The organism is Curtobacterium sp. Curtsp22 (assembly GCF_059492135.1).
Genome location: NZ_CP168519.1, coordinates 2,851,161 through 2,872,938, shown reverse-complemented (window position 1 = coordinate 2,872,938; position 21,778 = coordinate 2,851,161). Strand labels below are relative to the sequence as shown.

Here is a 21,778-nt window from a genome sequence, read left to right as displayed (position 1 = left end):
CGCGACCCACCCCCACGTGTCGGCGTCCGCCGATCGCGTCATCAGTCATGCCCTGCGGCGCCGACCGACGGTCGGCGCGCGCTCCGCCCTGCCCAGAAGGAGGCAGCCATGAGCACCACAGCACCCGACACCGCCGCGGCGAAGAACCGCTGGTACCTGTCCGCCGCCCCGATCGGCCGCGCGCTCGTCCACCTGTGCGTCCCGATGGCCGCCGCGATGGTCGTCAGCGCCGTCTACAACGTCATCAACGCCGGTTTCATCGGATCGCAGCACGACACCTCGCTGCTCGCCGCGATCACGTTCGGCACCCCGCTCCTCGGCATCATCATGGCCGTCGGCGGCGTGTTCGGCGTCGGTGGCAGTGCCCTCATGTCGCGCATGCTCGGGGCCTCGGAACACGATCCCGCCAAGGCCGAGGACATCAAGCGCGTCGCCTCCTTCGCCCTCTGGGGAGCCGTCGTCACCGGTGTGGTCCTCGCCGTGCTCGGCCTGGTGTTCCTGCACCCGCTCGTCGCCGTGCTCGGTGCCGACGCCGCCGCGGTGCCCGCCACGAGCGCGTACGTCTCGGTCATGCTCGCGTTCGTGCCGGTGCTCGCCGCGTCGTTCGCCCTGGAGCAGATCGTCCGGTCCGAGGGGGCGGCACGGCAGGCCATGGTCGGGCTCGTCCTGTCGACCGTCGGGAACCTCGTGTTCGACGTGCTCTTCATCCTCGTCCTGCACTGGGGCGTCGCCGGTGCCGCACTCGCCGTCGGCCTCGGCAACGTCGTGGCGATCGGCTACTGGATCGTCTGGCTCCAGCGGAACAGCGCGAACGTGAGCTTCGCACCGAAGTGGTTCACGCTGCGGCCGGACATCCTCGGGCCGGTGTTCGGCATCGGCTCGAGCGAACTGCTGCAGTCCGGGTTCCTCATCGTGACGACCCTCGTGCTGAACAACCTCGCGGCCGTCTACGGGGACGACCCGCTCGCGGCCATGGGCGTCGCCGTCCGCATCGCCCAGGTCCCGGAGTTCCTCGTGATGGGCGTGACCATCGGCGTGCTGCCGCTGCTCGCCTACGCCTTCGGCAAGGGCGACGCCGTTCGGCTCCGAGCCGCACTCCGCGGTGCCGCGTTCACCGTCGGGACGATCGTCCTGCTGTTCTCCGGCACGGTGTTCGTCTTCCGCGAGCAGGTCTTCACGGTCTTCTCCGGCGACCACTCGGTGCTCGCGATCGGCCTGACCATCCTCACGGCGCAGCTCGTCGCCACGATCGTGAACGGGTTCACCGGGCTGCTGACCTCGCTGTTCCAGGCCACCGGGATGGTGTTGCCGGCCATGGTGCTGTCGATGGCGCAGGGCGTGCTGTTCATCCCGATCGTGATCGTCGGGAACCTGTGGTTCGGGCTCGCCGGGATCATCTGGGCACTGACCGTGACCGAGGTGCTCGTGTTCGTCGCGGCGCTGGTGCTCTGGCTCGCGTCGCGCGGGCGGATCGCCCGCGGTCTCGCCGAGGGCTCGCCGGAGCGGGCGGACGCCACGCTCGAGGAGGCGGCGGCGGTCTGACGGGAGGCCACGACGGACGGGAGGCGCGGTGCCGGCTGGCACCGCGCCTCCCGTCCGTCGGGTGGCCGCGACAGCTCGTCGCTGGCCGGCCGGCTCGTCGGCGGTCAGTTCAGAGCTGCTCGCCGAGGAAGTCCGCGTAGGACGGCTCGTCCCAGGTCGGTCCGACCGCGCGGAGCGTCTCGTCCGCGCCGCCGAGGCGTGCGGCGAGCAGGCCGGCGATGTCCTCGGGCGAGCGCATGCCGTGGCGGTGCCAGTCCTCCTGGCGACGGACGGTCACGCGAGCACCAGCTCGACGACGGACACGGCCACCGGGCCGAGGGGAGTGCGGGGCGAGCCGACGAACAGTTCGGCGGGGTGCGAGAACACGTGGACAGTGGCGGTCACGTCGACCAGCCCTTCGTCGGAGTGATGCGCACTCCGGATCCGATCGGACCGTCCCGTTGCGCCAGACCCCGCAGACCGCGAGGAGCATCAAGACGACGGAACCCTGAGTCGGTCCGATGTCCCCCAGCGTACTGTCGCTCGACCGTCGGCACGAGAACCGTCCGGAACGCGCATCGACGCCTCCCGACGTCGCCCCGGCCCGGATCTCCGCGTCCCCGGTACGGTGGGCGGGCACACCCGTACCCCGAGGAGCCCCATGCCCCTGTTCGGCACCCCGCAGCCCCCGCACCCCGACGCACCGCCGAGCCAGGTGGCGAAGCAGTGGTCCGACTCGTTCGGCGCTCTGGCCACCCGCTGCCTGCAGATCATCGTCGTGCTCGTCGTCGTGATCGGCATCGTCTACGCCGCCGCCACGCTCAGCGTCGTCACGATCCCGGTCCTGCTCGCCCTCATCATCGCGTCGGCCATGCACCCCGTCGTGTCCTGGCTGCGGCGGCACCGGGTGCCGTCCGTGCTCGCGACCCTCGCCGTCCTGATCGGCGTGCTCGTCGTGCTCGGCCTCGTCGGCTGGCTCATCGTCGTGGCCGTCATCTCGCAGTGGCCCGACCTGCAGAAGTCGGCCCTGAGCGGCTTCGACCAGCTCCAGGACTTCGTGTCGACGCTGCCGATCTCGATCGACCAGTCGCAGATCGACGATGCCGTGAAGGGCATCCAGGACTTCGTCACCAGCTCGCAGTTCGGCTCCGGCGCGCTCGCGGGGGCATCGGCCACGGCGAACTTCCTCACCGGTCTCGTGCTGATGATCGTGTTGCTGTTCTTCTTCCTCAAGGACGGTCCGGCCATCTGGGAGTTCCTCCTCCGTCCCTTCACCGGTGCCCGCTACGACCGTGCTCGCCGCGTGGGTGACCGGGTCGTGCAGACGCTCGGCGGCTACGTCCGCGGGACCGCCACCGTCGCCGCGGTGGACGCCATCGGCATCGGCGTCGGCATCACGATCGTCGGGGTGCCGCTCGCGCTGCCCCTCGCCGTCGTCGTGTTCATCACGGCGTTCATCCCGATCGTCGGTGCGACGGCGGCCGGCATCCTCGCCGCCCTCGTCGCCCTCGTCGCGCTCGGCCCCGTCCAGGCGCTGATCGTCGTCGGCATCGTCGTCCTCGTGAACCAGCTCGAGGGCAACCTGCTCCAGCCCGTCCTGATGGGCAAGACGCTCAAGCTGCACGGCCTCGTCATCCTGATCGGCCTGACCGCCGGCACGGTGCTCGCGGGCATCACCGGCGCGATCATCTCGGTGCCGCTGCTCGCCGCCGCGTGGGGCGTCGTGCAGGTGTGGGACGGGCCCGACAAGCCGGCGCGCCCGTGGCGGCAGAAGCGTGTGGAGTCCGCCGAGGCGCGCTGACGCGGGCGGGCGGGGGCGCTCGGGCGGTCGGGGCGTCCGGGGCGTCCGGGGCGCCGCCGTCCCGGAACGACAACGTCGATGTCGTACGACGTCGACCATGTCGTTCCCCCGCGGACGCAACAGTTGCACCCGCCCGGCAGCGACGTCGTCGATGTCGTACGACGTCGACAATGTCGTTCGAATCCGGCCCGTCCGCCGACCGAGGCGCAGCACAGCACGACGAAGGGGGCCTCCGCACGTTGCGGAGGCCCCCTTCGTCGTGGTGCAGACCGGCGTCAGTCGGTGCCGGAGTCGAACGCCGCACCCTCGGACGCGAGGTCCGTCGCACGACCGAGCGCGTCATCGGCATCCGAGGTGACGACCGCGCCGCCGAGGATCTCCTCCGACTCACCCGACTCGAGCTCACCGACGAGGTCGCCCGTCGCCCCGCCGATGAGCCCGGCGGCGGCGTACTGCTCGAGGCGTGCCCGCGAGTCGGCGATGTCGAGGTTGCGCATGGTCAGCTGGCCGATGCGGTCGTCCGGGCCGAACGCAGCGTCGCCGACACGCTCCATCGAGAGCTTGTCCGGGTGGTACGACAGCGCCGGGCCCGTGGTGTCGAGGATCGTGTAGTCGTCGCCGCGACGCAGGCGCAGCGTGACCTCGCCGGTGACGGCCGAGGCGACCCAGCGCTGCAGCGACTCACGCAGCATGAGGGACTGCGGGTCGAGCCAGCGCCCCTCGTACATGAGGCGACCGAGACGGCGACCCTCGGTGTGGTACGACGCGACGGTGTCCTCGTTGTGGATCGCGTTGAGCAGGCGCTCGTAGGCGATGTGCAGCAGTGCCATGCCCGGCGCCTCGTAGATGCCGCGGCTCTTCGCCTCGATGATGCGGTTCTCGATCTGGTCGGACGCGCCGAGGCCGTGGCGGCCACCGATCGCGTTCGCCTCGTAGACGAGCGCCACGGCGTCGGCGTACTCGACACCGTTGATCGCGACGGGGCGACCGGCCTCGAAGCGGACGCTCACGACCTCGGTGGCGACCTCGACGTCGTCACGCCAGGCGGCGACGCCCATGATCGGCTCGACGATGTCCAGGCCGCTCGAGAGCTCCTCGAGGCTCTTCGCCTCGTGCGTGGCGCCCCAGATGTTCGCGTCGGTCGAGTAGGCCTTCTCGGTGGAGTCGCGGTACGGGAAGCCCCGGGCGACGAGCCACTCGCTCATCTCCTTGCGGCCGCCGAGCTCCTCGACGAACTCGGAGTCGAGCCACGGCTTGTAGACGCGCAGCCGCGGGTTCGCCATCAGGCCGTAGCGGTAGAACCGCTCGATGTCGTTGCCCTTGTACGTGGAGCCGTCGCCCCAGATGTCGACGCCGTCCTCCTTCATGGCGCGGACGAGCATCGTGCCCGTCACGGCGCGACCGAGGGGCGTCGTGTTGAAGTAGGTCTTGCCGCCGGAACGGATGTGGAAGGCACCGGTCTGCAGGGCGACGAGGCCCTCTTCCACGAGGGCGCTCTTCGCGTCGACGAGTCGGGCGATCTCGGCACCGTACTCGTGGGCACGACCGGGGACGGCGTCGATGTCCGGCTCGTCGTACTGGCCGATGTCGGCCGTGTACGTGCAGGGCACCGCTCCCTTCTCGCGCATCCAGGCGACCGCGCAGGAGGTGTCGAGACCTCCGGAGAACGCGATGCCGACTCGTTCGCCGACGGGGAGACTGCTCAGGACCTTGGACACGACGTCAATCGTACGGGGAGTCCAGCCGGTACATCGACGCGAGAAGTGCCCCTGGCCGGCACTGCAGGGACTCGAACCCCTGCGACCTGCTGGTGCCCTTGTCCGGCGCTGCAGGGACTCGAACCCTCGCGACCTGCTGGTGCCCCTGGAGGGACTCGAACCCCCAACCGTTTCCTTAGGACGGAACTGCTCTTCCATTGAGCTACAGAGGCTGGCCCACCCACTCTAGCGGCGGAACGGCTCCAGGAAGGCCCGGAGCTCGTCGACGAACAGCCCCGGCTGCTCGAACGCCGCGAAGTGCCCGCCCCGGTCGAGTTCGTGGTGGTACACGAGGTTCGTCGTCCGCTCGAGCCACTCCTTCGGCGCCCGCACGAGGTCCCCCGGGAAGATCGAGAACCCGGACGGCACCTCGACCCGACGCTCGAGCTGCGCCGCCGGCACCGCCGCGTTCGCGTGGTACATCCGCATCGCCGACCCGATCGTCGCCGTGGCCCAGTACTCGGTGAGCAACGCCAGGACCTCGTCCCGCGTGTACACCGACCAGAGGTCCCCGCCGCAGTCGCTCCACGAGCGGAGCTTCTCGACGATCCACGCCGCGAGCCCGGCCGGGGAGTCGTTCAGGCCGACCGCCGCGGTCTGCGGCTTGGTCCGGTGCATCATCGCGTAGGCGCCCTCGTCGGTGCGCCACCGCTCGGTCTCGGCGACGAACGCACGCTCCGCCTCGGACAGCGTCGACGGGTCGAGCCCGGGCCAGGCGAGCCCGCCGTCGATCCGGTGCACGGCGACGACCCGCTCGGGGTGGTCGAGCGCGAGGTACCGCACGACGTGCGTGCCGATGTCCCCGCCGGACACCGCGAACCGCTCGTACCCGAGGTCGGTCATCAGCGTCGCCCACATCCCGGCGACGGCCCGTGCGTCGATCGGCTGCGGCGGGGCGTCGGAGAACCCGTAGCCGGGCATGTCCGGCACGATCACGTCGAACCCGGCGTCGACGAGCATCGGCAGCACCTTGCGGTACCGCCACCCGGAGTCCGGCCAGCCGTGCGCGAGCAGCACGGGCAGCGCACCCGGCGTCGCCGCGCGGGCGTGCAGCACGTGGATGCTGATGCCGTCCACCTCGACCCGGCGCGACGGCAGTGCGGCGAGCGCCGCCCGGTGCGCGTCGAAGTCGAACCCGTCCGCCCAGTACTCGACGAGCGGGCGCAGCTCGTCGACGTCGATGCCGAGCGACCACCCGGTCCCGGCGGGCGCGTCCGGCCAGCGGGTCGCGCGCAGGCGCGCACGCAGGTCGTCGATCGTCGCGTCGTCGATCTCGGGGGTCTCCGTCATGGCGGCACGCTACGCCCGCCCACCGACAGCCGGTCGCCACAGCCGACACGGTCCTGGTCCGGCACCGGGACGGACGGGAGGCGCGGGTCGGGCCCGACCCGCGCCTCCAGTCCGTCACGGCGTCAGCCGCGCGGTACCGCTACGCGGCCACCAGGTACTCGTCCCACTCGGACTGCGGACGCTCGATGCCCCGCACCACCCACGAGGAGCCGTGCGGCGCCTTCGGGCGGAAGCGGAGCCGCCACCCCATCTCCTGCGGGGTGCGGTCGCCCTTGGTGTTGTTGCACGCCAGGCAGCAGGCGACGAGGTTCTCCCACGAGTCCTCGCCCCCGCGCGAGCGAGGCTGCACGTGGTCGATCGTGGTGGCGTGCCGATCGCAGTACGCGCACCGGTTGGCGTCCCGGCGGAGGACGCCCCGGCGCGACACCGGCACGAGTCTCGAGTGCGGGATGCGGACGTACCGGGTGAGGATGATGACGGACGGACGGTCGTAGGTCGACGTCGACCCCGTGACCGGGTGGTCGAGGTCGGCGGCGACGATGGCGGCCTTCTGGTTCATGACCAGCACGAGGGCCCGACGGAACGAGATCACCGCGAGGGGCTCGTAACCGGCGTTGAGGACGAGAGTGCGCATGGGTTCCCTTCCGACGTGCCTGGACGGCTTCCAGGCTGTGCGGGTGCGTCGGACCGGGGTACCGCGCAGGTGACCTCCGCTCGCGCGAACGGCCCCTGAACCACGAAGAGCACCACCCGGATGGGCAGTGCTCAGGTCATGCAGGGGCGTGCTCGTGCACGCAGGCGGTGGTCGACCATATGTCGACGTGCGCGCGCCGACCCATGGTGCGGGTCGTGCGGAACGCTGACATGGGGTCTCCCTGCTCGGACCGTTCGGGCCGGTGCACGGTCAGGGTACGTCAGAAACCGGCCCGGCACGAGAGTGCACGGGCCGGTTCCGGCGATGTTCACGGGATCGATGCCCGCGGTACGGGCCAGATGCCGAAGCGGAGTCAGACGCCGACGGGGAGTCAGATGCCGAAGCGGACGATGTGGTAGTCGCTGGTCCAGATCGGGCGGATCGACACGGAGCCACCGGGCTTCGGCGCGTCCATGATCATGCCGTTGCCCATGTAGAAGCCGTCGTGCGCCTCGTTGTTGAAGATGACGACGTCACCCGGCTGCGCCTCGGACTCGGGGATCGTGGTGCCGGCCTGGTCCTGCAGCGGCACGGAGTGCGCGAGGTTGATGCCGTACTGCGCGTACACGAACATGACGTAGCCCGAGCAGTCGAAGCCCGACGGGTCCGCGCCGCCGAAGACGTACGGGGTGCCGATGTACTGCTTGGCGGTGGCGACCACGGCCGGCAGCGAGAACGGGGTGTTCGCGGCGGTCGACGAGGCGACGTAGTCGGAGGCGCTCGGCCCCGTGTACGACGCGTACTGCGAGGCGGTCTGCGCGCGGGCGGCCTGGGTGGCCGCGGCCTGCTCGGACGCCTGCTTCGCCGCGGCGTCGGCGGCCTTCTGCGCTGCCTCGGCGTCGAGGGTGGACTGCGCCGTCGCACCGTAGCCGTCACGGCTCGTGCCGGCGAGGGCGACCGCGTCGGAGACGGAGAAGTTCTGGGCCTCGGTCGTGCGGACCTGGCGCTGCGCGGTCGCGGCGTCCGTCCCGGTCGACTGCTGCGTCGCGGCGAACGCCGGGGCGACCGCGACGGTGCCGAACATGCCCGCGGCCACGGTCAGGACGACCGGCGCGAGGAAGCGGCGCTTGCGGGCCGACGAGCTCGCCTTGGTGGAGGCGGCGGTACGCGCGGCCTGGGCGGCACGACGGCCGCCGGGGAGCGGAGCGTCGCGCACCGGGGTGACGGCGCGGGCTGCTCGGCGCGAGAGGGGGGCGTCGGTGGCGTTCGCGGTGTTCGTCGGGTTCGCGGGCGTCTGGCCGTCCGCGGCGGAACCGGTCTGCGTCAAGGGTGTCTCCGGCGTCTCGTCACCACTGCCAGCGGGGGTGATCGCCGACCGTGCAACCCCATCCGTTCGTCATCGTTTCCGATCGAGACAGGAGACGGGTTCGAGACGTCCTGTCACGGGTCCTGGGCCTCGTGGGTGGCCGGCGGACTCGTCGAGTGTACGTGCCGACCGTTACCTTGTCGAGATGAAACCGCCGCTTTGTAACGAATTGGTAAAGAAGCCCTGATCAGGCCGCAGAAACACGCCTCGCCCCAGTTTCGGGGGCAGACGGGTCAGGAGCGCTCGATGTAGACGTGCTGCGCGACCTCGGTCGGGAGCTCGATGCCCGCGTCCTCACCGTCGACACGCACGGCGACGTAGGCCCCTGCGCGCTGTACGCTCGCCACCCGGCCGGGCATGACACCGGCGGACCGCAGCTGGTGGAGGAGCTCCGGTTCGAACTGCACGGGCTCGCCCAGGCGGCGGATGACCCCGGTCGCGACGGCGTCGGTGCCCTCGGTCGCGGCGACGATGTTCTGCACGCCGTCGAGGAAGCCGGGGGCGGCCGGGCCGCCGATCTCGGCGAGGCCCGGGATCGGGTTTCCGTACGGCGACTCGGTCGGGTTGCCGAGCATCTCGAGCAGACGGACCTCGACCTGCTCGCTCATCACGTGCTCCCAGCGGCATGCCTCGTCGTGGACGAACGCCCAGTCGAGACCGATGACATCGGAGAGCAGGCGCTCGGCGAGCCGGTGCTTGCGCATCACGTGCGTCGCGCGCGAGCGTCCTTCGTCGGTGAGTTCGAGGTGCCGGTCGCCCGAGACGACGACGAGGCCGTCGCGCTCCATGCGGGCGATGGTCTGCGAGACGGTGGGACCCGAGTGGCCGAGACGCTCCGAGATGCGGGCGCGCAGCGGCACGATCGCCTCTTCCTCGAGGTCGAGGATGGTGCGAAGGTACATCTCCGTGGTGTCGACGAGATCGGTCACGGTCCGCCTCTCATGTCTGGGCCCAGCGCGCCCCACCCTACTTGTTCGAGGCGACATGGAATGACCAACACTTGCAAGGTGCAAGAAAGTCCGTGCGCGATGCGGCCAGGAGGCGCGGCGTCGGCCCGCCCCGTCCGGCCGGTACACGGTCACTCGCGCTGGGATACCGCTCGTTAGGATCGGTGCATGGCAGACATCGTCATCCCCGCCGAACTCCTCCCGACCGATGGCCGATTCGGCTGCGGACCGTCCAAGATCCGTGGCGCGCAGCTCGAGTCCCTCGTGACCCGCGGCGCGACGATCCTCGGCACGTCCCACCGTCAGAAGCCCGTCAAGGACCTCGTGGGCAGCGTCCGCGCCGGCCTCGGCGACCTGTTCGACCTCCCAGAGGGCTACGAGGTGGTCCTCGGCAACGGCGGCTCGACCGCGTTCTGGGACGCCGCCGCGTTCGGGCTCATCGAGCGCCGGGCCGAGAACCTGTCCTTCGGCGAGTTCGGCTCGAAGTTCGCCAAGGCCGCCGGCGCCCCCTGGCTCGAGGCGCCGCACGTCGTCGAGGCCCCCGGCGGATCCCTCGCCCCGCTCGAGATCGTCGAGGGCGTGGACGTCTACGCCTACCCGCACAACGAGACCTCGACGGGTGTCATGGCGCCGGTCGTCCGCGCCGACGGTGACGCCGGCGCCCTCACCGTCGTCGACGCCACGAGCGCCGCCGGTGGTGCCGCGTTCGACGTCAGCGCGACGGACGTCTACTACTTCGCCCCGCAGAAGAACTTCGCCTCGGACGGTGGCCTCTGGCTCGCGCTGTTCTCCCCCGCGGCGATCGAGCGTGTCGAGCGCATCGCCGCGAGCGGCCGGTACATCCCCGAGTTCCTCTCGCTCAAGAACGCCGTCGACAACTCGCGGTTGAACCAGACGCTGAACACCCCGGCGCTCGCGACCCTGATCCTGCTCGACGACCAGATTCGCTGGATCAACGAGTCCGGCGGGCTCGCCTGGGCCGACACCCGCACGAAGACCTCGTCGTCGACGCTCTACGACTGGGCGGAGTCGGTCGACTACGCGACGCCGTTCGTGACCGACCCCGCAGCCCGGTCGCAGGTCGTCGCCACGATCGACCTCGACGACTCGATCGACGCCAAGGCCGTCGCCGCGACGCTGCGCCAGAACGGGATCGTCGACACGGAGCCGTACCGGAAGCTCGGCCGCAACCAGCTCCGCATCGCGACCTTCACGGCGATCGACCCGGACGACGTCGCGAAGCTCGTGCAGGCGATCGACTTCACGGTGAACGCCCTGCGCTGACGCGGTTCGTCCTCATGACAGGAGGCGCGGTGCCAGCTGGCACCGCGCCTCCTGTCCGTCCGGGGACCGGTCGGTCGCCCGTCAGGCGCGGTGGTGCTCCGGGTCGACCTCGCCGGCGTCCAGCCGGTCGACCTCGAGGTCGGCGTCTGGGTCGACCGGGCGCACCCGCTGGGTGCGACGGCGGCCCCGGGCCGGCTCGGCCGGCTCGGCCGGTGCGACCTGCTGGTCGGCGTCGTCGGTGTCCGCGTCGTCGGTATCCGCGTCGTCGGTGTCGTCCTCGGACCCGTCCAGCTCGTCGACGTCCACACCGTCGATGTCGTCGTCGTCCGGCTCGTCGAGGTCGTCCTCGTCGGCGTCGAAGTCGTCCTCGTCGTCCGCTTCGTCGTCGTCGGACTCGTCGTCGTCCGAGTCGTCGTAGTCGGCGTCCTCGTCCGCGTCGTCCTCGTCGCCGTCGAAGTCCTCGTCGTCGTCCTCGTCGGACTCGTCGTCGTGCTCGCCCTCGGCACCGTCGGTGTCCTGGCCGGCCCGGTACTCGGCGAGGCGCTCGGACCACGGCACCCAGTCGGGCGCCAGCAGCGAGCCGTCACCAGGCATGAGCTCGACCTCGAGCACGGTCGGCTCGTCACCGGACACCTGGGCGATCGAGACGGTCCAGCGCCAGCCGGGGTACCCGGCCATGCGGTTGGCGAACAGCACCGAGACGACGCCGTCGCCCTCGTCGACGGTCCCGGCGAACGCGCCGACGGTCGACTCGGGGGTCACCTCGAGCAGCGCCGTGCGGGCGAGCGCGGTGAGGTCCTCGGAGGGGGCAGGAGCAACAGGGGAGGTATCGGTCATCACGCGTCCAACTGGTCAGCGACGTGCCGCAGGATCGCAGCGATTCGGGTGCCGTTCTTCGGGTACCGGCCGTGCCGGAAGTCCCCGCTGATCCGGTCGAGCTCCTTCACGAGGTCCTCGACGATCACGGCCATGTCGTCCGCCGATCGTCGCGACATCTTCGCGAGGGACGGCTGCGGATCGAGGAGTCGCACGGACAGCGCCTGCGACCCCTTCTTCCCCTGGACGACGCCGTACTCGAGCCGCGAACCGGCCTTCACCGACGTGACGCCGTCCGGGAGCGAGGACGCGTGCAGGAAGACGGGTTCGCCGTCGTCGCCGGTGATGAACCCGAACCCCTTCTGGTCGTCGTAGAACTTGACCTTGCCGGTGGGCATTCGTCGGTCTCCTCGTGATCGTGGAACGGCCGTGGTGCGTCGGATATCCTGGGTCGATGGCCAACCCGACCCGGTCCACCGGGAACACGCAGGGCTCCGCGGAGCCCCCGGTGACGTTCAATCGTACCGAACGCGCCCTCGCGTTCATGGTCGGCGGGATCTTCATCGCCGCCTTCCTCTGCATGGCCGCCATGATCGTGATGTGGCTGACCGTCCCCAGCGCCCAGGGATCGATGCCCTGGCCCGTGATCATGGCGATCCCGCTGATCGGCTTCCCGATCGGCATGGTGCTCGTGTTCACCCTCCTCGGGATCACCTGGACCCGTCGGGCCCGAGCGAACCGGACGGCGCGCTGAGGACCGCGGCGGACGAGCGCGGCGGACGATGACGACCACCGCAGACCTCGCCGCCCGGCTCCGGGCGATGCCGGACGACGCCCTCGAACGGCTCGTCGTGGCGCGCCGGCTCCCCGCGGCGGTCCTCGCCGAGACCGGCCCGCTGCGCATCTCGGACTTCTTCGACCTCGCCGAGGCGCTCCGCACCGACGACGCGGTCGACGCCGCGATCGAGCACCTGCCCCGTCGGACGCTGCTCGCGCTGCGTGACGGCGCGGGCTCCGCCGACGACCTCGCCCCGGCGGTCGCGCTCGGCCTGGCGGACGAGGACGGCGGCGTCGACGACGCGGTGTCGGCCCGGCTGGCCGCCCACGACGAGATCGCCGGTCTCCTAGGAGGCGCGGATCACCCCCGCCCCGTCGCTCCGGTTGACGAGACGGGCGACGACGAGCGCGCCCGGACGACCGGCGCGGAGCACGCCTTCGCGACGATGACCGTGCTCGCCGAACTCCTCCGGGCGGTGTCCGAGGGCGCGGTGCGCGAGCTCGTGAAGGGCGGCATCGGCACCCCGCTCGCGAAGACACTCGGCGAGCGTGCCGGCGCGGACCCCGTCGTGGTCCCCGGCCGCCTGGCGCTGCTCGAACGGATCGGGTTCACGGACACGGGCAACGGGACGTGGGCGACCACGGCGGCGGGCGACGCCTGGCTCGTCGCGAGCTGGCCGGACCGCTGGTCGACGCTGGTGTCGGCATGGCGGGACGCACTCGACCCCGCCGTCCGGAGCGTGCTCGACGTGGCCGGCGACGACCTGCGCGACCTCGTGTCGGCCGGCCGGTGGGCGTACCCGGCGGGCTCGCGCTGGCTCGACGCGGTGCTGCTCGACGTCGCGGGCACCGCGGCCGCACTCGGGCTCACGGTCGACGGCCGCGTGACGAGCACCGGCCGTGCACTGCTGGACGGAGACCCGGCCCCCGCTGCGGAGGACCTCCCGCGCACGGTCGACGCCGTGTACCTGCAGCACGACCTCACGGTCATCGCGCCGGGGCCGCTCGCGCCGGTCGACGACGCCGCGCTCCGGACCGTCGCCGTGCTCGAGGCACCGGGCCTCGCCGCCCGGTACCGCATCTCCGAGGACTCGCTCCGCCGCGCGTTCCGGGCCGGTCACACCCGGCAGGACGTCGTCGCGCTGCTGGAACGGCTGTCCGCGACGGGCCTGCCGCAGCCGCTCTCCTACCTCGTCGACCAGGTGTCCTCGCGGGACGGCAGCATCGTGGTCGACGTCGGCGCCGACGGGGTCGGGGCCCGCGTGCACGGTACGCCCGACCAGCTCGACCTCATCGGGGTGGACGCCGAGCTCCGGCAGCTGGCGTGGGAGCGCAGCGACCTGACCACCCTGCTGACCCGCTACCCGCCGCACGTCGTCCACACGGCGCTCGAGGACCAGCGCTACCCGGCCGTCCTGACGGCCGCAGCCCGCCCGGCGACGGGATCCGTTCCTCCAGGCCGTCGACGCACCACCGGACGCAACCCGGAGCAGGCGGCGCACGCACTCGTGGAACGGCTCCGCGTCACCACCGAGCGCGGCGAGGCCGAGCCCGAGCAGGAGTGGCTGGGGCGGCAGATCGACCTGGCCGTCCGGGGCCGCACGCCGATCCGCCTGACGGTGCGCATGCCGGACGGCTCCGAGCGACCGTTCTCGATCGTGCCGACCTCGGTCGCCGCCGGACGCGTGCGGGGACGCGACACGGCCGTCGACGTCGAGCGGACGCTCCCGCTCTCCCTCGTGGTGGCTGTGGAGAGCGACGCCTGATCCACAGGTGAGCCGATCCGCGCTGGTTCGCAGCCGAGCGGCCTAGGCTGATCCGTCATGAACGGACCGCTGATCGTGCAGAGCGACCGCACCGTGCTCCTCGAGGTGGCGCACCCCGACGCCGAGGACGCACGGCACGACCTCGCGGTGTTCGCCGAGCTCGAACGCGCGCCGGAACACGTGCACACGTACCGCATCACCCGGCTCGGCCTGTGGAACGCGCGTGCGGCCGGGCACGACGCCGAGAGCATGATCCACACGCTCAAGCACTTCGCGAAGTTCCCCGTCCCGCAGAGCGTCACGGTGGACATCCGGGACACCGTGGCACGGTACGGCCGACTCGTCATCCGGCGCGAAGAGCGTCCGGACGCGCCGGCGATCGCGAACTCCCCGGCCGAAGCGCTCGAGCGCCAGCCGGTCCTGCTCCTCACCGCGTCCGAACCCACGGTCCTCGCCGAGGTCATCCGCTCGAAGCGGATCAAGCCGCTGCTGGGCGACATGCGCTCCCCGGAAGAGGTCGAGCTGCTCCCGTGGGCACGCGGGCAGATCAAACAAGAGCTCGTGAAGCTCGGCTGGCCGGCCGAGGACCTCGCCGGGTACACGCCCGGCCAGCCGCACCCGATCGACCTCGACACCGACGACTGGCACCTGCGTCCCTACCAGGAACAGGCGGTCGACACGTTCTTCGCACAGGGCTCCGGCGTCGTCGTGCTGCCCTGTGGTGCCGGCAAGACGCTCGTGGGCGCCGGGGCGATGGCGACGGTCAAGGCGACGACGCTCATCCTCGTGACGAACACCGTCTCCGCCCGGCAGTGGCGATCCGAGCTGCTGCGCCGGACCACCCTCACCGAGGACGAGATCGGCGAGTACTCGGGCAGCGTGAAGGAGATCCGTCCGGTCACGATCGCGACGTACCAGATCCTCACCGCCCGGCGGAAGGGCGAGTACACGCACCTGTCGCTCCTCGACGCCCTCGACTGGGGACTCATCGTCTACGACGAGGTGCACCTGCTGCCGGCGCCGGTGTTCAAGCTCACCGCCGACCTCCAGGCCCGGCGGCGACTCGGGCTCACGGCGACCCTCGTGCGCGAGGACGGGCGCGAGGGCGACGTCTTCTCGCTCATCGGGCCGAAGCGCTACGACGCCCCGTGGAAGGAGATCGAGGCGCAGGGGTACATCTCCCCCGCCGCCTGCTACGAGGTGCGCATCGACCTGCCGCACCAGGACCGCCTCGAGTACGCGGCGTCGAGCGACGACGAGCGGTACCGGCTCGCGGCGACCTCGCCGGCGAAGACCCCGGTGGTGCGCGAGCTCATCGAGAAGCACCGCGGCGAGCAGATCCTCGTGATCGGGCAGTACATCGACCAGCTCGACTCGCTCGCCGAGTCCCTGGACGCCGCCGAGATCACCGGTTCGACCCCCGTCGACGAGCGGGAGCGGCTCTACCAGGCCTTCCGCGAGGGGTCGATCGACGTGCTCGTCGTCTCGAAGGTCGCGAACTTCTCGGTCGACCTGCCCGACGCGACGGTGGCGATCCAGGTGTCCGGCTCGTTCGGATCCCGTCAGGAAGAGGCCCAGCGACTCGGCCGACTCCTCCGCCCGAACAAGGACGGGCTGCCCGCGTCGTTCTACACGCTCGTGACGCGGGACACCGTCGACCAGGACTTCGCGCAGAACCGGCAGCGGTTCCTCGCGGAGCAGGGGTACTCCTACACGATCCTCGACGCCGACCAGGTCCAGGCGGTCGTGGGCTGACGCACCAACCGCTCTCAGGAAACCACTAGGGAACGGTCAGAAGATAGGACCATGAGCGATGGCCCCAAGATCCTGATCGTTGACGACGAGCCGAACATCCGCGACCTCCTGACGACCTCGCTGCGTTTCGCCGGCTTCGCCGTGCGCGCGGTGGGCAACGGAGCACAGGCGATCTCCGCCGTGCTCGAGGAAGAGCCGGACCTGATCATCCTCGACGTCATGCTGCCCGACATGAACGGCTTCGGCGTCACCAAGCGCCTGCGGTCGTCGGGCTACACCTCCCCGATCCTGTTCCTCACCGCCAAGGACGACACCGAGGACAAGATCACCGGCCTCACCGTCGGCGGCGACGACTACGTCACGAAGCCGTTCTCCCTCGACGAGATCGTGGCCCGCATCAAGGCGATCCTCCGTCGCACGATGAACGACGAGGAAGACGCGATCATCCGCGCCGGCGAGCTCACGATGGACCAGGACACGCACGAGGTCACGATCGGCGACGCGCAGATCGAGCTCTCCCCGACCGAGTTCAAGCTGCTCCGCTACCTCATGCTCAACCCGAACCGCGTGCTGTCGAAGGCGCAGATCCTCGACCACGTGTGGGAGTACGACTTCAACGGCGACGCCGGCATCGTCGAGTCGTACATCTCCTACCTGCGCCGCAAGCTCGACCAGTACTCGGCCGAGCCGATCATCCAGACCAAGCGCGGGTTCGGCTACATGCTCAAGGCGTCCAAGGCGTCCTAGTCGGACACACGGGCTCCTGGGTCCGTCTTCACGGCGGCCGTCGGGTTTCGACCCGCGGCCGCCGTCTATCGTTGGGGCAGCATGCACACGCGAATGAGCCGCTGGTGGGACGGGATCTCCCTGCGCACCAAGATCACCGGGATCACGGTGCTCCTGGTGGCGCTCGGACTGCTCGTCGCGGGGCTCGGCACGATGACGGTGCTGTCGACGTACCTCATGGCCCAGCTGGACAACAACGTCCGTCAGACGACGGAACAGCTCGAGGGTCAGAACATCAGCGACGGCGAGCAGTACTGCAAGCTCTCCGTCGTCCTCTCGCAGAGCGCGTACGTCGCCGCGTACGACTCCGCGGGCAAGCAGATCTGCCAGACCCCGGCGTCGAGCCGCCCCGACATCCACGAGCTCGACTTCTCCTCCGCGGCGCAGACCAGTTCGCGCTTCTCGCTGTACGACAGCCAGCACAACCACGAGTGGCGTGCGCAGGTCATCCCGGCATCGCTGCAGGACCAGTCGACCGGCACGACGCAGGCCGGGTACGTCCTGGTCGCGGTGTCGAGCGCCGACACCGACCAGACCGTCTTGCGATTCACCGCCATCTTCCTGAGCTTCGGTGCCTCGGTGATCCTGCTCGGCGCCATGCTCACGCGGCTCCTCGTGACGGCGACCTTCGACCCCCTGCGCGACGTCGAGGACACCGCTGCCCGGTTCGCCGCCGGTGACTTCAACCAGCGCCTCGAAGCCGACACCCCCAACACCGAGGTCGGTCGACTGAACCGGTCCCTCAACTCGATGCTCGAACGCATCGACTCCGCGTTCGAGGACCGGCAGCGCACCATCGACCAGATGCGTCGGTTCGTCGGGGACGCCTCCCACGAGCTCCGCACGCCCCTCGTGTCGCTCCGCGGGTACGCCGAGCTCTACCGGATGGGCGCGCTCCGCAAGGAAGAGGACGTCGCCCAGGCGATGGAGCGCATCGAGAAGGAAGCCCAGCGCATGGGCCTCCTCGTGCAGGACCTGCTGCAGCTCGCCCGCATCGACGAGTCGAAGCCGCTCGAGCTCGGCCCGGTCGACCTCGTCGCCATCGCCCGTGACTCCGCGCTCGACACGATGGCGTCGAACCCCGACCGCGAGATCCAGGTGCTCGTCGAGGACTCGGTGACCGGCGAGAGCGTGCCGCACGCGGTCCGTCCGGCGTCAGCACCCGCCTCGGCCCCCGGTTCCGGCGACGGCCCCCCGGCATCGCCGACGTCCGCGAACACGACCGGCCCGATCGCGTTCTCGCGCCAGACGATCGCGCGGCTCCGCGCCCGCCGCACCCGCGCGATGGGTGTCGACGGCACGGCCGCCCCCACCGACGAGACCACCCCGCTGCCCACCGTCGTGCTGCCGAAGCGGCCGCCGATCGTCCTGGCGGAGGAGAACAAGATCCGCCAGATCGTGACGAACCTCATGGGCAACGCCATGCGCTTCACGGAGCACGACGACCCGATCGAGATCGGCATCGGCGTGGACGACGAGCGCGGGATGGCGCACATCGACGTGATCGACCACGGCGAGGGCATCCCGCCGCAGCTGCGCGACAAGATCTTCCAGCGCTTCTGGCGCGCCGACACCTCGCGCGCACGGGACACCGGCGGCTCGGGCCTCGGGCTCGCGATCGTCTCGGGCATCGTCGCGGCGCACCACGGGTCGGTCGAGGTGTTCGACACCGAGGGCGGCGGCGCGACCTTCCGCGTGTGGCTCCCCCTGCTCCCCCGCGACTACGCCGCCCCCGCCCCCGCCGGCGCTTGACGCCCGCGGGCGGGCGTGCCGCCCGCCGGCGTCCGCGCGCCCGCGCCCGCCCGCCCGCTGGCCCGAGGTCGCAATACCTGCCGCCCACCCACGGGCCCGGCGGCAGTTCGTGCGACCCAGACGCCCCACTCGCGGCATGTCGCGCGACCTCACGACGAACCCACCAGCACACGCCGAGGTCGCAATACCTGCCGCCCACCCACAGGCCCAGCGGCAGTTCGTGCGACCCGGACGCCCCGCGCGCGGCAGGTCGCGCGACCTCGACCAGGTCATGCCCGTGGTCGAGCCGACGATCGCGCAACGAACGCCTGACGAAGCCGCTCGAAGAGGACCGCAGGACGGTCGACGTCCCCTCGATTCACGTGGAGGACGAGCCATCCCTCCACGGTCATGGAGTTGTCCCGGCGCTGATCGTGTTCGAACGTCGCGCGCTCGCGGTGGTAGTCCCCGTCGTACTCCAGCGCGATCCGGAGCTCCGGCCAGCCCATGTCCACCCGCGCCAGGAACCGTCCTGCACGGTCGAACACCTCGATCTGGAGCTCCGGTTCAGGGAAGCCCGCGTCCACGACCGCAAGACGCAGCCACGTCTCCATCGCCGACTCAGCCCCGACGCGGATGAGCTCGACGGCCGCACGTGCAACCGCGACCGAGCGCGCCCCGGGAAGGATCGTGGCGGCCAGCGCGTCGACCGTCGTCCGGCCTCGCCATCCGACGAGGAAGTCTCCGACCGCCACGAGCTGTCGGACGCTCAGCAGCCCAGCGCACTCGCGCCACGCGTGTTCCGGCCCGCTGACTCGTACGCCGGCCCGCAGCACCACGGCAGCCGCGGATCGACGTCGGTGTCCGACGACACCGGGCCGACGCATGAGCGGGCCGGCGCCGATCGTCGTGACGTGCAGGCTGCCCTCGAACTGTCGCGGGAGCGGAGCACCCCAGAGCTCGACAGCGGTCGTGTGACTGAAGTGTTGATCTGGGCGCATCACGAGTGCGAGCGCGGCGACGGGCGACATCAATGCAGCTGTCGTCCGGACGCCGTGCACCGGGCGGGCGAGGTCCCGCCGGCGGAGTCGACCCGGGTCGACCCCGGCCGCGAGTGCGTCGCAGACCCGGAAGCCGTTCGGATCGAGTTCGTCGGGGAGCGGAGACGGCCGAGGCATGGCGAGAGTGTGGCGGTGCGGTGCGAGCCGCGACCATCCTTCGAGCAGAACTGTGGAGAACGTGACGACCCGCGCCTCCTGTGCGGTGTTCGCTGATCGCACAACACGCCGTGGGCGGGACGGTGAGGTCGCACGAACTGCCGCCCGTCGCGCTCTCGGGCGGCAGTTCGTGCGACCTCGGCGCGCGCTCGGCGCCCCCGCCCGCCCCCGCCGACCCCCGCCGCCGGCACGCACCCCCCGCACGCGGAAGGGCCCCGCACGCGCAGCGTGCGAGGCCCTTCCGTCAGGACTGCTTAGAAGTCCATGCCACCCGTCGGGTCGCCGGCCGGAGCAGCAGGGGTGCGCTCGGGCTTGTCGGCGACGACGGCCTCGGTCGTGAGGAACAGACCGGCGATCGACGCAGCGTTCTGCAGCGCCGAGCGCGTGACCTTGGCCGGGTCGATGATGCCCGCGGCGACGAGGTCGACGTACTCACCGGTCGCGGCGTTGAGGCCGTGACCCGACTCGAGCTCGCGGACCTTGGCGGCGACGACACCCGGCTCGAGACCGGCGTTCAGCGCGATCTGCTTGAGCGGCGCGTCGATCGCGACGCGGACGATGTTCGCACCGGTCGCCTCGTCGCCCTCGAGCTCGAGGGTGTCGAGCACGACGGACGCCTGGATGAGGGCGACGCCACCACCGGCGACGATGCCCTCTTCGACAGCGGCCTTCGCGTTGCGGACGGCGTCCTCGATGCGGTGCTTGCGCTCCTTGAGCTCGACCTCGGTCGCGGCACCGGCCTTGATGACGGCCACGCCACCGGCGAGCTTCGCGAGGCGCTCCTGGAGCTTCTCGCGGTCGTAGTCGGAGTCGGTCGCCTCGATCTCGGAGCGGATCTGACGGACGCGGCCCGCGATCTGCTCCTCGTCGCCGGCACCCTCGACGATGGTCGTCTCGTCCTTGGTGATGATGACCTTGCGGGCCTTGCCGAGCAGGTCGAGCGTCGCGTTCTCGAGCTTGAGGCCGACCTCTTCCGAGATGACCTGGCCGCCGGTGAGGATCGCGATGTCCTGCAGCATGGCCTTGCGACGGTCGCCGAAGCCCGGGGCCTTGACGGCGACGGACTTGAAGATGCCGCGGATCTTGTTCACGACGAGCGTGGCCAGGGCCTCGCCGTCGACGTCCTCGGCGATGATCAGGAGCTGCTTGCCCGCCTGGATCACCTTGTCGACGACCGGCAGGAGGTCCTTGATGTTCGAGATCTTCGAGTTGACGATCAGGATGTAGGCGTCCTCGAAGACGGCTTCCTGACGCTCGGGGTCGGTCACGAAGTACTGCGACAGGTAGCCCTTGTCGAAGCGCATGCCCTCGGTGAGCTCGAGCTCGGTGCCGAAGGTGTTCGACTCCTCGACGGTGACGACACCTTCCTTGCCGACCTTGTCGATGGCCTCGGCGATGAGCGCGCCGATGGTCGGGTCAGCGGCCGAGATCGACGCGGTCGCGGCGATCTGGTCCTTGGTCTCGATGTCCTTCGCGTTGGCGAGGAGCTGGTCGGAGACGGCGGCGACGGCCTTCTCGATGCCGCGCTTGAGCGACACGGGGTCGGCACCGGCGGCGACGTTGCGGAGGCCTTCGCGGACGAGGGCCTGGGCGAGGACGGTCGCGGTGGTCGTGCCGTCACCGGCGACGTCGTCGGTCTTCTTGGCGACCTCCTTGACGAGCTCCGCACCGATCTTCTCGTACGGGTCGTCGAGCTCGATCTCCTTGGCGATGGAGACACCGTCGTTCGTGATCGTGGGGGCGCCCCACTTCTTCTCGAGGACGACGTTGCGGCCGCGCGGGCCGAGCGTCACCTTCACGGCGTCAGCCAGGATGTTCAGGCCGCGCTCGAGGCCACGGCGGGCCTCCTCGTCGAAAGCAATGATCTTAGCCATGTGAGTTTCTCGTCCCTCCCGGACGTCGTCATGGGGGTCGTGCTGGCACTCAGCGTGAGCGAGTGCCAACGCCGATTCTGGCACTCGCAGGGGTCGAGTGCAACACCGCCAGGAGGCGCGGGTCGAGTTCCCAGGACACGCACCGACACGAGGGACGGAAGCGACGAACGCCGGTCGCCGCACACGGACGAACGCGCCGCCCCGGACGGGACGGCGCGTTCGCGAGGTGGTTGCCGGGTTAGGCGGGACGGACCGATTCGGCCTGCGGCCCCTTCGACCCGGTGCCGACGTCGAACGTCACTGCCTGGCCCTCCTCGAGGACCTTGTACCCCGACATGTCGATTGCCGAGTAGTGCACGAACACGTCCTGGCCCCCTCCATCGACGGTGATGAAGCCGAAGCCCTTCTCGGCGTTGAACCACTTCACGGTTCCGTTGGCCATGATCTCTTGCTCCC

At 70.7% G+C, this 21,778-nt stretch carries 19 protein-coding genes and 1 tRNA gene; 8 read left to right on the top strand and 12 right to left on the bottom strand.

Going from position 1 to position 21,778, the window contains the following annotated elements; translation table 11 throughout:
• The first annotated feature begins 108 nt into the window (after positions 1-108).
• Positions 109-1,542, top strand: coding sequence for an MATE family efflux transporter (locus tag ACEN8D_RS13935; protein ID WP_413399880.1), 1,434 nt, complete (start codon positions 109-111; stop codon positions 1,540-1,542).
• A 109-nt stretch (positions 1,543-1,651) separates the two neighbouring features.
• Here ACEN8D_RS13935 and ACEN8D_RS13930 read toward each other — a convergent pair whose 3' ends face one another.
• Positions 1,652-1,819: a hypothetical protein gene (locus tag ACEN8D_RS13930; protein ID WP_309777037.1), complete on the bottom strand. Its 168-nt coding sequence runs from the start codon at positions 1,817-1,819 to the stop codon at positions 1,652-1,654.
• A 363-nt stretch (positions 1,820-2,182) separates the two neighbouring features.
• On the opposite strand from ACEN8D_RS13930, the gene ACEN8D_RS13925 reads away from it, so the two are divergent.
• Entirely contained in the window at positions 2,183-3,322 is a 1,140-nt protein-coding gene (locus tag ACEN8D_RS13925) for an AI-2E family transporter (protein ID WP_495601039.1), read from the top strand.
• Positions 3,323-3,597: 275 nt separating this feature from the next.
• On the opposite strand, the gene argG is transcribed toward ACEN8D_RS13925, so the two are convergent.
• The 6 genes from argG to ACEN8D_RS13895 all read right to left on the bottom strand — a co-directional run bounded on the left by argG (position 3,598) and on the right by ACEN8D_RS13895 (position 9,298).
• The gene (gene argG, locus ACEN8D_RS13920; protein ID WP_070417830.1) at positions 3,598-5,040 is read right to left on the bottom strand and encodes an argininosuccinate synthase; all 1,443 of its coding nucleotides are present in this window, start codon (positions 5,038-5,040) and stop codon (positions 3,598-3,600) included.
• 137 nt (positions 5,041-5,177) lie between these two features.
• A tRNA-Arg gene (locus tag ACEN8D_RS13915) sits at positions 5,178-5,252 on the bottom strand.
• Between the two features lie 13 nt (positions 5,253-5,265).
• Positions 5,266-6,369, bottom strand: a complete 1,104-nt coding sequence (locus ACEN8D_RS13910; protein WP_413399862.1) for an epoxide hydrolase family protein — start codon at positions 6,367-6,369, stop codon at positions 5,266-5,268.
• Positions 6,370-6,508: 139 nt separating this feature from the next.
• Entirely contained in the window at positions 6,509-7,003 is a 495-nt protein-coding gene (locus ACEN8D_RS13905) for an HNH endonuclease (protein WP_070417828.1), read from the bottom strand.
• Between the two features lie 391 nt (positions 7,004-7,394).
• On the bottom strand, positions 7,395-8,330 hold the full coding sequence (locus tag ACEN8D_RS13900; protein ID WP_413461497.1) for a C40 family peptidase: 936 nt from the start codon (positions 8,328-8,330) through the stop codon (positions 7,395-7,397).
• A gap of 272 nt (positions 8,331-8,602) precedes the next feature.
• Positions 8,603-9,298 carry an iron-dependent transcriptional repressor DtxR gene (locus ACEN8D_RS13895; protein ID WP_022906596.1) on the bottom strand — a complete coding sequence of 232 codons (696 nt, stop codon included), beginning with the start codon at positions 9,296-9,298 and terminating at the stop codon, positions 8,603-8,605.
• A 186-nt stretch (positions 9,299-9,484) separates the two neighbouring features.
• Between ACEN8D_RS13895 and serC the strand changes: the two genes are divergently transcribed.
• Positions 9,485-10,600, top strand: a complete 1,116-nt coding sequence (serC, locus tag ACEN8D_RS13890) for a phosphoserine transaminase (RefSeq protein ID WP_413399712.1) — start codon at positions 9,485-9,487, stop codon at positions 10,598-10,600.
• Positions 10,601-10,681: 81 nt separating this feature from the next.
• On the opposite strand, the gene ACEN8D_RS13885 is transcribed toward serC, so the two are convergent.
• Both ACEN8D_RS13885 and ACEN8D_RS13880 read right to left on the bottom strand, forming a co-directional pair.
• Positions 10,682-11,437 carry a DUF3027 domain-containing protein gene (locus ACEN8D_RS13885; RefSeq protein ID WP_309777045.1) on the bottom strand — a complete coding sequence of 252 codons (756 nt, stop codon included), beginning with the start codon at positions 11,435-11,437 and terminating at the stop codon, positions 10,682-10,684.
• Positions 11,437-11,814, bottom strand: a complete 378-nt coding sequence (locus ACEN8D_RS13880; RefSeq protein ID WP_022906598.1) for a cold-shock protein — start codon at positions 11,812-11,814, stop codon at positions 11,437-11,439. Before ACEN8D_RS13880 ends, ACEN8D_RS13885 begins: the two co-directional genes overlap by 1 nt.
• A 56-nt stretch (positions 11,815-11,870) precedes the next feature.
• Here ACEN8D_RS13880 and ACEN8D_RS13875 point away from each other — a divergent pair, with 56 nt between their 5' ends.
• The 5 genes from ACEN8D_RS13875 to ACEN8D_RS13855 all read left to right on the top strand — a co-directional run bounded on the left by ACEN8D_RS13875 (position 11,871) and on the right by ACEN8D_RS13855 (position 18,252).
• A complete protein-coding gene (locus ACEN8D_RS13875; protein WP_413399711.1) occupies positions 11,871-12,170 on the top strand; it encodes a hypothetical protein in 300 nt (99 codons plus the stop codon).
• A 28-nt stretch (positions 12,171-12,198) separates the two neighbouring features.
• Positions 12,199-13,959 (top strand): helicase-associated domain-containing protein, encoded by a 1,761-nt coding sequence (locus ACEN8D_RS13870; protein ID WP_413461496.1) that lies wholly within the window; start codon positions 12,199-12,201, stop codon positions 13,957-13,959.
• A gap of 57 nt (positions 13,960-14,016) precedes the next feature.
• A complete protein-coding gene (locus ACEN8D_RS13865; protein ID WP_413399388.1) occupies positions 14,017-15,714 on the top strand; it encodes a DNA repair helicase XPB in 1,698 nt (565 codons plus the stop codon).
• Between the two features lie 51 nt (positions 15,715-15,765).
• The gene (locus tag ACEN8D_RS13860; RefSeq protein ID WP_017888045.1) at positions 15,766-16,461 is read left to right on the top strand and encodes a response regulator transcription factor; all 696 of its coding nucleotides are present in this window, start codon (positions 15,766-15,768) and stop codon (positions 16,459-16,461) included.
• An 81-nt stretch (positions 16,462-16,542) separates the two neighbouring features.
• A complete protein-coding gene (locus ACEN8D_RS13855; RefSeq protein WP_070417820.1) occupies positions 16,543-18,252 on the top strand; it encodes a sensor histidine kinase in 1,710 nt (569 codons plus the stop codon).
• Positions 18,253-18,521: 269 nt separating this feature from the next.
• On the opposite strand, the gene ACEN8D_RS13850 is transcribed toward ACEN8D_RS13855, so the two are convergent.
• The 3 genes from ACEN8D_RS13850 to ACEN8D_RS13840 form a co-directional block, all read right to left on the bottom strand.
• Positions 18,522-19,409: an endonuclease domain-containing protein gene (locus tag ACEN8D_RS13850; protein WP_413400301.1), complete on the bottom strand. Its 888-nt coding sequence runs from the start codon at positions 19,407-19,409 to the stop codon at positions 18,522-18,524.
• Positions 19,410-19,702: 293 nt separating this feature from the next.
• A complete protein-coding gene (gene groL, locus ACEN8D_RS13845; RefSeq protein ID WP_070417818.1) occupies positions 19,703-21,322 on the bottom strand; it encodes a chaperonin GroEL in 1,620 nt (539 codons plus the stop codon).
• Between the two features lie 238 nt (positions 21,323-21,560).
• Complete coding sequence (locus ACEN8D_RS13840) at positions 21,561-21,764, bottom strand: cold-shock protein (RefSeq protein ID WP_022903461.1); 204 nt, start codon at positions 21,762-21,764, stop codon at positions 21,561-21,563.
• Between the last annotated feature and the right edge of the window lie 14 nt (positions 21,765-21,778).